The sequence below is a fragment of the Photorhabdus temperata genome, from assembly GCF_025384845.1.
Taxonomy (GTDB): Bacteria; Pseudomonadota; Gammaproteobacteria; order Enterobacterales; family Enterobacteriaceae; genus Photorhabdus; species Photorhabdus temperata.
This window is the reverse complement of sequence record NZ_JAJAFX010000004.1, coordinates 61,942-74,684: the sequence shown is the minus strand read 5'-3', so window position 1 is coordinate 74,684 and position 12,743 is coordinate 61,942. Positions and strand designations below refer to the sequence as shown.

Below are 12,743 nucleotides of genomic sequence, written 5' to 3'. Positions count from 1 at the left end.
AAATTCAGACAAGCACCACAATACCTTAATAAAGAACAACTTATTATATACAAAAATATAATGAAGTAAAAATTAATATCTGGAAATTATTTTAATACAATAAAACAACAACTAATAATTCCTTATTTTTTTCTTACTCCACCCCATGAAATTATTATAATTAACAACTAATATAGTTATTTATTGGTATTCTTGTTTTATCGTTCAATTATGCAAGCGTTACAAATAATAATTTCTCCTTGCTCATAACTTTTATTCACCATCTCTTGAGTGAACACAAAAATTACGGCATAAAAGGAAGCTATAAGCTGATTAAACTGGAGTCTGATGATGAGATGGTTAGGAAAATTGCTGGTTACTCTGTCATTACTGCTAATACTGACGGTAGTCACTCTTTATGTCGTTATTCAGACAAGCTGGGGCGCTCACCAATTGAGTCAATGGCTCAGTAATAACAGTGATTATCAGGTTCAGATTGGCAATATCGAACATCACTGGTCACAACCCGGCACCCTGACATTCACCCATATCGCCCTTAGCAATAAACAACACTCTTTCACCTTAGAAGCTCAGGTTGCGGCATTCGATTTCAGTTGGCAGCAACTTACTTCCCCGCGTCATTTCCACCGTCTGTTATTGCAACAGGGCCAATTAGCAATAAAAGGTCAGCAAAAATCCTTACCTTTTAGCGCCAATATCCTGCAACTCAATCAAATGTCTATTCAGTCAGAAAATGCAGACTGGCAGATCCAAGGGCAAAATATTACCGGCGGCATCACTCCCTGGAACCCTCAATCAGATGGATTGGCAGGGAGTGGGAAATTTCAGTTCAGTGCCGATAAGCTGAACCTAAATGATATTTCTCTTGAAAAGGTGATTATGCAAGGGAATAGCCAACAGAATACACTGATTATCAATTCATTTGGTGCAACATTGGCACACGGTTCGGTATCCGGTAATGGGCAACGTCTACCCGATGGGAGCTGGCAGTGGGATAACTTACTTATCAGTGATATTCGCTGGCAGACTTCAATGACGCTTGAAGAATTATGGCTGAAAGCCAGTAAACTCCCCGTAGTGAACATTAAAGATCTGAGCCTCACTAATGCCAAGCTGGAAGGTAAAAGCTGGTCTGCTAACTATCTGGATGCCACAGTAAAGAATATCGGCTTGGCTAACGGGAACTGGCAAGGGAAAGAAGGAATTATTGATTTCAACGTCATGGATACTACGCTGAATGATCTTCATGTCACCGACGCTATTGGTCACCTTATTCTTGCCGGAAATGAGCTTAATATTTCCAATCTTACTGCCCGCTGGGAAAAGGGATTATTCCACATCAAAGCTCAATGGAACCACCAAACAAAGCAGTTTAAAATCGCAAATGCAACAGTTGCGGGTTTAACTTATACCTTGCCGCAAAACTGGCATCAGTTACTGAAACAATCATTGCCTGAATGGATATCCGGCTTTTCCATTAACGGGCTGACGATCAATAACAGCCTATTGATTGACATTAATCCCGATTTTCCATTCCAGCTTACCGCTCTTAATGGTTATGTCTATAATGTGGAATTACTGCAAGAGGGAAGATGGGGAATTTGGAGCGGATCTTCGAACCTGAATGCCACCAGCGCAACATTCAACAAAGTTGAATTAAACCGCCCCTACCTTAAATTACACACAGAGGGAAATAAACTCATCCTCGACCAATTAGATGCCTCTGTTGATGATGGGTTACTGAAAATTAAAGGCACAGTAGACCAACAAACACAGAAGCCATTTACTTTAGATTTTCAGGGAATGGATGCGGATTTAGCTATTTTGCATCAATGGGGCTGGGTTCCGTTGAAATTACAGGGTAAAGGTAATTTCACTTTGCGGATACAAGGAGATCTTTCTGCTGACGACGTGAAAAGTTCCATCAGTGGCATATTTGATGCTACCGATAAACAATCAGGCAAAGAAACTCAAACCATCAATAAAGGGCAGATATCTACAGTAAACTGTGAAACCTGTTCAGTTATTAAGCTATAGCCGTGTAAACACCCAATAGCCCAAAAATTGGGCTATTGGGGATGAGATCACAGCTTAAAGAGTTTTGCATGACTTCCAACCCGATATAAGAAAACCTCTTGTTCAGTTCTCTTATAAATTAATAGGAGATCCGGCTTTCCATGACATTCCAGATACCCAATATAATCCCCCTTCAATGAGTGCTCTTTGTATTCATGGGGAAGCGGTTTTCCCGTGACAAGTAGTTTTAATACGATATTAATAACAGAAAGAGCTGATTTATCATGCTGAAAAGGTTTTAAATCCTTCTTTAAATGCAGATGAATATCGAATTTTGAGCATATTTTATTTAAAAATTTCATCCCAAAATTCATCTACGGTATCTACACTTGTACCACCACCACTTTCTAGCTCACGGATCGCCGCCTGCGTTGTGGCATTAGGAATGTGGCGTTCCTTTGTCGCTCTGGTTAATACCAGGCGGACAAAACTAGACATATCCAAACTGTTATCCTGAGCAGCTCTCACTACCGCATTTTTTAATTCTTCAGGAACACGAACTTTTAATATGACCGTATTCATAGTATCCCCCTGTTCTGACTGTTTGCTCCCTTATCGTGGGACTATTGTGGACACAAATCAAGATTGTCAGATTAATAAACACACAAAGTCTATATTCTATAGCACTAAATACCACCAGTGGCATATTTGATGCCACTGTAAAACCTAAGCTATCGCCGTGTAAGCGTTTGGCAGCACCATATAAGTGCCGGTAAACACAGCACCTACCCCATGCTCGCCACTAACCGTCACTTCCAACTTCACTCTCGCTTTACTGCCCTGAGCAAGACGAGCCAAATCGCCACTCATATTTTTGAGATCCGCAACAGATTTTGGCCTGCCAATAACAGGCTTTTTGTAACGGATATCAGCATCAGCCAGAATAATATCGCCCCCCAATTGGCGTTCTTGTAACAACAACCAAATCAACCCCCAGCCAGTCAGTGTTGCCAGTGAGAACAGACTACCCGCAAAGAGAGTTTGGTGAGGATTTTGATTCCCTGCTTCCGGCATCGTGGTAATAAAACTCTGGCCGGTATATTGAGAAATCCGCACCCCCATTTTCTCACTGAGGGGAATATGTTTGTACCAAGCTTTTTGCAGTTCATTGCACCAATCTGGCCGGTGAAGAATATCATCAAGTGTCGCAACAGGTTTGATCATCAGAAAATGGCGAACCGGTGTCGTTTGCGGGCTGGTAATTGGCCCGCGATTTTCGAACCCCAGTTTACTGAAAAAATCTACCGCATGTTCACGAGCGCTGCATACTACCCGTTTCACCCCTTCCTGGCGGGCAACGGATTCCAGGGCCATTGCGATCAGTTTTCCTAGCCCTTTGCCTTGCACATGAGGATGTACTGCCAGAAAACGGATCGCACCTTCGCTATCCGCGTTGATATATAAACGCCCTACCGCCACCGGGTTACCTTTCTCATCCACAACCATCTGGTGATGAGCCATGGTGTCATAACCATCTTTCTCAGAGCCTACAGGCAGATGCAATGGCTTACGCAACATTTCCCAACGAAATTGATAATATGCTTCCAGTTCTTGTTCTGTTTCAGGTACTCGCAGATGATACATAGAAACTGCCCCTTTCTTTTGATCATGATGTGTAATCGGGGGTAATTGCGCTTTACTGGCTGCTTTTCGTGGCTATACCTGCAACCAGAAAGTAACGGGTCCATCGTTTGTCAGACTGACTTTCATATCGGCAGCAAACCGCCCGATTTCTGTTTTTATACCACTTTGACGGCATCGTTCAACAAAATAGCGATATAATTCATCAGCCTTATCCGGGCTTGCGCCACCAGAAAAACTGGGGCGCATTCCCTTTTGAGTATCAGCAGCCAGGGTAAACTGGGAGACAACCAGCAAACTGCCGCCAACCTGTTGGACATTCAGATTCATTTTGTCCTGCTCATCACTGAATACCCGATACCCTATCACTTTCTCACATAACCGTTTTGCTTTCTGTTGATCATCTTCTTTTTCAACGCCCAGCAATACCAGCAAACCGTGACCAATTGCCCCAACAGTTTCGTCCTCAACAACAACACTTGCCTGTGTTACCCGCTGGATTAACGCAATCATACTTTTCCTTAAATATTAGCATCAGCACACTATCTCTCATTATCAGTTCAACTACTCAATCTATTCAGAAAAACCGATTGCTTTGAAATAATCCGGTACTGTCTGCCGGTCAATGACATGAACACTCTCTATTCCTAATGTACCGGCCACCGCCACATTTTCCAGCACATCATCAAAAAATACCGCCTGCTCCGGTGAGAAACCTTCTGCCTCAAGAACATATTTGAAAATATCAGGTTCAGGTTTACGCATTGCCAAATCCTGGGACAGATAGAGGTAATCAGCCGATGCCGCAATTTCTGGGTAATGATGCGGCCAGTAATCCAGGTGCAGACGGTTTGTGTTGGATAACACTACAACCCGATGCCCTGCTTCACGTAATTTATTCATTACCTGAATGACTTCAGGCCGAATATCAATAAAAATAGCATGCCATCCGGCAGCAAACTGCTCAAAACTGAGTGAAATATTCATTTCCTGACATAAAGTATCAGCGAACTCCAGATCAGTAATTTGACCACGCTCATGTTTTTCAAACGTTTCTCCCATAGAGAAACTTTTCGTCAACGTCGCAAGAGGTGTGCCGCTCAAATTACTCCAGACAGCTAAAACTCTTTTAAAATCAATATCAATAATCACATTACCCATATCGAAGATATATAGCATGACCACCTCCTGGTTAATTAATGATTTTTTACTTTAATCGTATTTCTAATTAGAAAACAGTACGGAAAAGCAAAAAGCGAATTACTTCACGGTATTTTTCTTATGAAACGATAAAGTAGCCTCCAGATAAAAAAAGTAGAGTAAGGTGTTATTTTATGTTGTGGTTCCTCCTTTGTATTGGGCTTCTTCTGGCAGGATATTTCATATACGGCAAGATTGTCGAAAAGATATTCACCATTCAACCAGAAAGAAAAACCCCCGCGCTTTCTATGGCAGATGGTGTCGACTATGTCGCTATGTCCACACCAAAAGTTTGTCTAATTCAGTTACTTAATATTGCCGGTGTCGGCCCTATTTTCGGCCCGATTCTTGGCGCCCTCTATGGCCCACTTGCCATGCTGTGGATCGTATTCGGCTGTATCTTTGCCGGTGCAGTACACGATTATTTCTCTGGTATGCTCAGTGTTCGTGCACGGGGAGCATCAGTACCCGTCATTGTCGGTAATGAATTGGGCAAGACCATGAAGCATTTCATGAATATCTTTGCTGTCATTCTGCTGATGCTGGTTGGTGTAGTATTTGTTCTGAGTCCGGCAGGCTTACTGAACAACTTACTGAAAGAAGCTATCGGCTGGGATAACATTGCTATCTGGGTTGGCGTTATTTTTGCTTACTATATTCTCGCAACACTGGTCCCTATTGATAAAATCATCGGTCGCCTCTACCCGCTATTTGGTGCGTTATTGCTGTTTATGTCTGTCGCGCTAATGGTTGGTTTGGCTATGAGTGATAAGCCTTTCTACTCACAAGGATTGGATTTCACCACTAACTTTAACCCGAAAGACCTGCCTGTTTGGCCGTTGTTGTTTGTCACGATTGCCTGTGGCGCTATTTCCGGTTTCCACGCTACTCAGTCCCCGCTGATGGCGCGTTGTATGCAGAATGAGAAAAATGGCCGTTTTGTATTCTACGGTGCAATGATCGGTGAAGGTATTATCGCACTTATCTGGTGTACGCTGGGTCTGAGCTTCTATGAAGACACTAACGCACTACAGGCGGTGATTGATCAGGGGACTGCATCTCTGGTGGTTCATGAAGTTTCTACTTCGCTGCTGGGCACTGTCGGCGGTATTCTGGCTATCCTTGGTGTGGTGATTCTGCCAATTACTTCCGGCGATACAGCATTCCGGTCTGCCCGCCTTATTATTGCTGAATTCCTGAATATTCCTCAGCAAGAAATGACCAAGCGCCTGTTATTAAGTGTGCCCATGTTTATTGTCGGTTATCTGATTACCAAAACCGATTTTAATATCATCTGGCGCTACTTCGGTTGGGCGAACCAAACTACGGCAATGGTTATGTTGTGGGCTGCATCAGCCTGGCTGCTGCGCCGCGATAAATTCCACTGGATCACCACCTTGCCGGCCATGTTTATGACCGCAGTATGCTTCACCTATCTGGCATTCGCTCCAGAAGGTTTTGCTCTGGATTGGAATATCTCTGTCATTATCGGCCTGGCGGCAATGGTGATTGTAACGATTGTCTTCTTTGCGAAAGTCCGCTCTCAATCAGCCTCTGATAATATAGAAGCCGAAGCATTAAATGAGTAAAAACTAAAGAAAACATTAAATATTAATAACAGCCCCTCACGGTAAAACATCGAGGGGTTTTCATTTCCCCTGTCGTAAACAACTGGGAAAACTTCTTTATAAGTGATGAACACCCAACCAATGACTTCTTATCTGAAAGGGCATCCCAACACCAGCCAGAACGCGAAACGTTTTAAAGACAACACCATCAGTAATGATAATAAATGAGAAAACCTTAAAGCAGGGATGCAATTCACCTCCCATAATCATTGCCTGCTTAACTATTAAATAAAAAACAGCTAATTAAAGCATAAACAGCGCTTTCAAATGGCATTACACTCATTATTCCAGGTGATGGCAAATACAATAAAAATTGACTACAATTATTATTTGCAGCACGGTACGAATAGACCAGCAGAGAGTTGACCTCATTAACGGCACCAAAGTGTTTTTTTATGGTCAACCGGTCTTTAGATGATTGATCGCTTATATCGAAGCAAGCAATATCAAGCTTGGTATTATGAATTCCTCTCTTGAAGAAGACTATCTATTCAGGGGAAGGTTTTGAATATTTTTAACATTATAGGAGAGTGAACCATGTACATGTTTTTACCGTTTTTGATCGCATTATTTGCGGTCATAACCACCCTGGTTGGAAAGAATAAAACTAGCTATGCTCTATGGGGTCTCCTCTTGGTGACTACCATAGCCTGGTTTATTCATCATGCGACTGATTCGCTGAATCTGTCTTTTTAACGGGAGACAATTTGATGAATCAGGTATTAACAACAAAACAGACGATCAGCTACGGCATAATATTCAACATCATTGGATTACTTGGTATCAGTGCTGCACTTACCGTTGCTTTCTATTATCAACTGGTCCTTTCCGAACTCCCTTGCCCATTATGTCTGCTACAGCGGACAGGCATGATCATGATAGGATTTGGTTTCCTGTTTAATCTCCGTTTTGGTATAAAAAGCGCGCACTATGGCATCGCGCTTATCGGCAGTATCGTGACCGGAATTATTGCAATCCGACAAGTGTTTTTACACATAACACCCGGCGATATCGGTTATGGCTCTGCACTTTTTGGTATACATTTTTATACTTGGGCTCTCATCTCCTCAGTTATCGCTATTATCGCCATATCAGTCATGCTGATATTGAAAAGTCTGGAAAAAACGACCGAAGAAAAGGAAAGTAAGTCTGTTTTCGGTCAGATTATTATTGGAATATTTGTCGTATTGATTACAGCAAATTTGATCTCTACTATTTTGGAGTGTGGCGGCGGGCAATGTGATGACAACCCAACGTATTATCAATTGCTGGGTAAATAATCTCAGATATATTTAACTGAATAAATAAATCCCAAAAAACTCAGGGCGCCATTGGCGCCCTAAGCATTTACATGGCAGGAAAGATTACGCCTCTTTACTGCGATACGCACGACGACGGTCGTTTTCTGTCAGATGGCGTTTACGCAGGCGAATCGACACAGGAGTCACTTCTACCAGCTCGTCATCATCAATAAACTCCAGAGCCTGTTCCAAGGTTTTCTTAATATGTGGAGACAAGGTTGTCGCTTCGTCAGTACCAGACGCACGGACGTTTGTCAGTTTCTTACCTGTCAGGCAGTTAACTGTCAGGTCATTGGAACGGGAGTGAATGCCGATCACCTGGCCTTCATACACTTCCGCACCATGACCGAGGAACAACTTACCACGATCCTGCAAGCTGTAAAGCGCATAAGCAACCGCTTTACCCTGACCATTGGAAATCATGACACCGTTCTGACGGCGACCGATTTCACCCGCACGAATATCATCATAGTGGCTGAATGTTGCATACAACAGGCCAGTACCCGAAGTCATGGTCAGGAACTCAGTCCGGAAACCAATCAAACCACGGCTTGGAATGATGTAATCAAGGCGCACACGGCCTTTACCATCTGGCAACATATCACGCAGATCAGCTTTACGCTCGCCCAGCGCCTGCATCACATTACCCTGATGCTGCTCTTCAATATCCAGAGTCACCTGCTCGAATGGCTCTTGTTTGCGGCCATCGATCTCACGGAAGATAACTTTCGGACGGGATACCGCCAGTTCAAAACCTTCACGGCGCATGTTCTCAATCAGAACAGATAAGTGCAGTTCACCACGGCCAGAAACACGGAACGCATCTGGATCTTCGGTTTCTTCGACACGCAGTGCGACGTTGTGAACCAGCTCTTTCTTCAGGCGCTCAAGGATCTGACGTGAAGTGACATATTTACCTTCACGACCACAGAAAGGAGAGGTGTTAACACAGAAGAACATGCTTACCGTCGGCTCATCAACAGCCAGTGGCGGCAGGGCTTCAACAACGCTGGTGTCACACAGGGTATCGGAGATATTCAGCTCGCCCAAACCGGTAATCGCAACGATATCACCCGCTTCCGCTTGCTCACTCTCAATACGCTCCAGGCCCAAATGGCCCAGAACTTTACCAATTTTGCCGTTCCGGGTTTTACCTTCGCTATCAACAATCGTCACGTTCTGGTTTGGTTTAACCGTACCACGCTTAATACGACCAATACCGATAACACCAACATAGTTGTTGTAGTCCAGCTGAGAAATCTGCATCTGGAATGAACCATTAAGGTCAACTTTCGGTGGCTCTACATGATCGACAATCGCCTGATATAACGGCGTCATATCTTCGGCCATATCAGTATGCTCGGTACCGGCAATTCCCATCAGTGCAGATGCATAGATAATTGGGAAGTCCAGTTGCTCGTCAGTCGCGCCCAGATTTACAAACAGGTCAAACACCTGATCGACAACCCAATCAGGACGTGCGCCAGGACGGTCAACTTTGTTGATAACAACAATAGGTTTTAAACCATGAGCGAACGCTTTCTGCGTTACAAAACGGGTCTGAGGCATAGGCCCATCCATAGCATCGACCAGCAACAGTACGCTGTCAACCATAGACATAACACGTTCTACTTCACCACCGAAATCAGCATGTCCCGGAGTGTCTACGATATTAATACGGTAGTCATTCCATTTAATGGCGGTATTTTTTGCGAGGATAGTAATTCCACGCTCTTTCTCCAAATCATTGGAGTCCATCACACGTTCTGTCGCTGTCACACGGTCACCGAAAGTACCGGATTGTTGCAGCAGCTTGTCAACCAAGGTCGTTTTACCATGGTCAACATGCGCGATGATGGCGATATTACGCAATTTTTCGATCACAAACTTTGCCTCAGGCATTTAGAAATAGCGCGCTATTGTACACACATTGGTCGAGGGACTAAACAGGATCACAAGAATCTGTTCTTAACAACTTGATACCAATGGAACTGTGATCCCTTTCACGCCTATAAAAGATGCACTATTGATAAAAATGCACCGACAGGGTGCAGGATAGTAACATAATCGCACCAATACAGTGCAATTTTCCTGAATATTAAGGCATCCCATCATGGTGATACCCATAACACAGTATATTGCAAGGTGTCAGAAAGTTGGCACGCTTTTCGCAATTGTTTTTCTCATCTAATAAGATTGTTTTTTACAACGACAAGTTTGCAAACGCATAAATAGCCTTGTTAAGGTAAAACAATGTAACTGTGTTTTCTTTAAGTCTTAATCTAAAACCATTTTATCAAGACCGACACAAACCAGGAGAAACCGAGTATGTCCGCTGAACATGTTTTAACCATGATTGAAGAGCATCAGGTGAAGTTTATTGATTTACGTTTCACTGATACCAAAGGCAAAGAACAACATATGACCATTCCTGCTCATCAGGTTGATGCGGACTTCTTTGAAGATGGAAAAATGTTCGACGGATCTTCAATTCACGGTTGGAAAGGGATTAACGAATCCGACATGGTGCTGATGCCAGATCCAAGTACAGCCATGCTTGATCCGTTCTTTGATGATGCCACTCTGATCCTCCGTTGCGACATTCTGGAACCCGGCACAATGCAAGGCTATGAACGTGATCCACGCTCCATCTGCAAACGCGCTGAAGATTTTCTGCGTTCAAGCGGCATTGCAGATACCGTCCTGTGTGGGCCTGAACCTGAGTTTTTCCTGTTTGACGACATACGCTTCGGCAGTTCTATGTCCGGTTCCTACTACCATATTGATGATATTGAAGCAGCATGGAACTCTGGAACTCGATACGAAGGCGGTAACAAAGGCCACCGGCCTGCGGTAAAAGGCGGTTACGCCCCCCTGCCTCCAGTTGATTCTTCTCAAGATTTACGTTCAGCCATGTGCCTGACGATGGAAGCGATGGGGTTGGTTGTGGAAGCTCACCATCATGAAGTTGGCACTGCCGGTCAAAATGAAATCGCGACCCGCTTCAACACCATGACCAAAAAGGCTGACGAAACCCAGATTTACAAATACGTCGTACATAATGTGGCGCACAATTTTGGCAAAACCGCCACCTTCATGCCAAAACCACTGGTTGGTGATAATGGCTCCGGCATGCACTGTCATATGTCCCTGTCCAAAAACGGCGCCAACCTGTTTGCCGGTGACAAATACGGTGGTCTGTCTGAACTGGCGCTGTTCTACATTGGCGGTATTATCAAACATGCCCGTGCACTGAACGCATTTACCAACCCGACAACCAACTCTTATAAACGTCTGGTTCCGGGCTACGAAGCACCGGTTATGCTGGCCTACTCTGCCCGTAACCGTTCTGCATCCATCCGTATTCCGGTTGTCGCCAGCACCAAGGCCCGCCGTATTGAAGTCCGTTTCCCTGACCCGGCAGCTAACCCTTATTTAGCATTTGCCGCTCAGTTGATGGCTGGCCTTGACGGGATCATCAATAAAATCCATCCGGGTGATGCGATGGATAAAAACCTGTATGACCTGCCACCGGAAGAAGCCAAAGAGATCCCAACCGTCGCTTCTTCCCTGGATGAAGCATTGGCAGCATTGGATACCGACCGCGAGTTCCTGACCCGTGGTGGTGTCTTCACCGATGACGCCATTGATGCTTATATTGAATTGAAAAACAGTGAAATGGAACGTGTCCGCCTGACGCCACATCCACTGGAGTTTGAACTGTATTACAGTGTGTAATTACCAGCGCCGTTCCCGCTGATCATTTTTTGTTGCCGTGAAACCTTTAGCCCATCTTCGGATGGGCCTTTTTCCTATTCCCTGAGTTCAGGCTTTGGCTAGGTTTTACGCTCGAATATGATACAGTGCACCAAAAAGGTGCGGGAGTGTGGTGGGAGTATGAATGAAAACGGAAAATCTACCCGATACCGGGCAAATATTAAACTCACTGATTAACAGCGTACTGGTGCTGGATACCGATCTCGTGATCCGCTATGCCAACCATGCAGCGCTGCAACTATTAGCTCAGAGCGCCCGTAAACTATTAGGTACACCTCTTCCGGTGCTGTTCAGTTACTTTTCACTGGATACAGAGCTGATGTACGCCAGTTTAGTCAGCGGTCAGAGTTTTACGGACAACGAAGTGACATTAGTGGTTAATAACCGCTCTCATATTATGTCGCTCAGTGCCCAACCCATTTCCGGGCAGTTTATTTTGCTGGAACTGGCGCCTATGGATAGTCAACGCCGGTTAAGCCAAGAGCAGGTACAACAAGCCCAGCAGATAGCGGCACGGGAATTGGTTCGGGGGCTGGCGCATGAAATTAAAAATCCTCTCGGCGGGCTGAGGGGAGCCGCGCAATTACTTTCGAGAGCGCTGCCTGATCCTGCTTTGCAGGAATACACCCAGGTAATTATTGAACAGGCGGATCGGTTACGTCATCTGGTGGACAGATTACTTGGCCCACAACACCCAGGCGAACAAATTAAACAAAGCATTCATTATGTTGCAGAGCGGGTCTATCAATTAGTCTCGCTGGAGATGCCGGATAACGTCACACTGATAAAAGATTACGATCCGAGTCTGCCGGAACTGGCTCACTACCCGGATCAGATTGAGCAGGTGCTGCTGAACATCACCCGTAACGCCTTGCAAGCTCTGGGTACACAGGGTGGTGTCATTACCCTGCGCACCCGAACCGCTTTCCAAATCACCCTGCATGGTAAGCGCTATCGTCTGGCTGCCAGAATAGATGTGGAAGACAACGGGCCAGGTATCCCACCACAGATTCAGGACACCCTGTTTTACCCGATGGTCAGTGCTCATGAAGGCGGAACCGGTCTTGGTCTATCCATTGCCCGTAATTTGATAGATCAGCACTCCGGTAAAATAGAATTTACCAGTTGGCCTGGGCACACAGAATTTTCTATCTACTTACCGATCAAGAAATAGAGGATA

12 protein-coding genes are annotated in these 12,743 nt (G+C 44.6%); 6 read left to right on the top strand and 6 right to left on the bottom strand.

Annotation, left to right across the window (positions count from 1 at the left end; all coding sequences use genetic code 11):
• The first annotated feature begins 330 nt into the window (after window positions 1-330).
• Window positions 331-2,037: a translocation/assembly module TamB domain-containing protein gene (locus LGZ99_RS02500; protein WP_036837587.1), complete on the top strand. Its 1,707-nt coding sequence runs from the start codon at window positions 331-333 to the stop codon at window positions 2,035-2,037.
• A 47-nt stretch (window positions 2,038-2,084) separates the two neighbouring features.
• Here LGZ99_RS02500 and LGZ99_RS02495 read toward each other — a convergent pair whose 3' ends face one another.
• The 5 genes from LGZ99_RS02495 to yihX form a co-directional block, all read right to left on the bottom strand.
• On the bottom strand, window positions 2,085-2,378 hold the full coding sequence (locus LGZ99_RS02495) for a type II toxin-antitoxin system YafQ family toxin (RefSeq protein ID WP_081858275.1): 294 nt from the start codon (window positions 2,376-2,378) through the stop codon (window positions 2,085-2,087).
• The gene (locus LGZ99_RS02490; protein WP_021326216.1) at window positions 2,362-2,598 is read right to left on the bottom strand and encodes a type II toxin-antitoxin system RelB/DinJ family antitoxin; all 237 of its coding nucleotides are present in this window, start codon (window positions 2,596-2,598) and stop codon (window positions 2,362-2,364) included. The genes LGZ99_RS02495 and LGZ99_RS02490 overlap by 17 nt, the downstream gene beginning before the upstream one ends.
• 144 nt (window positions 2,599-2,742) lie before the next feature.
• Complete coding sequence (gene fabY / locus LGZ99_RS02485) at window positions 2,743-3,660, bottom strand: fatty acid biosynthesis protein FabY (RefSeq protein WP_021326215.1); 918 nt, start codon at window positions 3,658-3,660, stop codon at window positions 2,743-2,745.
• 72 nt (window positions 3,661-3,732) lie between these two features.
• Window positions 3,733-4,170, bottom strand: coding sequence for a D-aminoacyl-tRNA deacylase (gene dtd / locus LGZ99_RS02480; protein ID WP_021326214.1), 438 nt, complete (start codon window positions 4,168-4,170; stop codon window positions 3,733-3,735).
• A 60-nt stretch (window positions 4,171-4,230) separates the two neighbouring features.
• A complete protein-coding gene (gene yihX, locus LGZ99_RS02475; protein ID WP_262978826.1) occupies window positions 4,231-4,836 on the bottom strand; it encodes a glucose-1-phosphatase in 606 nt (201 codons plus the stop codon).
• Between the two features lie 155 nt (window positions 4,837-4,991).
• On the opposite strand from yihX, the gene LGZ99_RS02470 reads away from it, so the two are divergent.
• From LGZ99_RS02470 to LGZ99_RS02460, 3 genes are all read left to right on the top strand, one after another.
• A complete protein-coding gene (locus tag LGZ99_RS02470; protein ID WP_262978825.1) occupies window positions 4,992-6,446 on the top strand; it encodes a carbon starvation CstA family protein in 1,455 nt (484 codons plus the stop codon).
• Window positions 6,447-7,022: 576 nt separating this feature from the next.
• Entirely contained in the window at window positions 7,023-7,181 is a 159-nt protein-coding gene (locus LGZ99_RS02465) for a DUF5993 family protein (protein WP_021326212.1), read from the top strand.
• Window positions 7,182-7,195: 14 nt separating this feature from the next.
• Entirely contained in the window at window positions 7,196-7,765 is a 570-nt protein-coding gene (locus LGZ99_RS02460; RefSeq protein ID WP_021326211.1) for a disulfide bond formation protein B, read from the top strand.
• Between the two features lie 84 nt (window positions 7,766-7,849).
• On the opposite strand, the gene typA is transcribed toward LGZ99_RS02460, so the two are convergent.
• Window positions 7,850-9,688: a ribosome-dependent GTPase TypA gene (gene typA / locus LGZ99_RS02455; protein WP_262978824.1), complete on the bottom strand. Its 1,839-nt coding sequence runs from the start codon at window positions 9,686-9,688 to the stop codon at window positions 7,850-7,852.
• A gap of 426 nt (window positions 9,689-10,114) precedes the next feature.
• Here typA and glnA point away from each other — a divergent pair, with 426 nt between their 5' ends.
• Together glnA and glnL are read left to right on the top strand one after the other, a co-directional pair.
• Window positions 10,115-11,524: a glutamate--ammonia ligase gene (glnA, locus tag LGZ99_RS02450; protein ID WP_021326209.1), complete on the top strand. Its 1,410-nt coding sequence runs from the start codon at window positions 10,115-10,117 to the stop codon at window positions 11,522-11,524.
• Window positions 11,525-11,687: 163 nt separating this feature from the next.
• Window positions 11,688-12,737, top strand: a complete 1,050-nt coding sequence (gene glnL, locus LGZ99_RS02445; RefSeq protein WP_021326208.1) for a nitrogen regulation protein NR(II) — start codon at window positions 11,688-11,690, stop codon at window positions 12,735-12,737.
• Window positions 12,738-12,743: the final 6 nt, after the last annotated feature.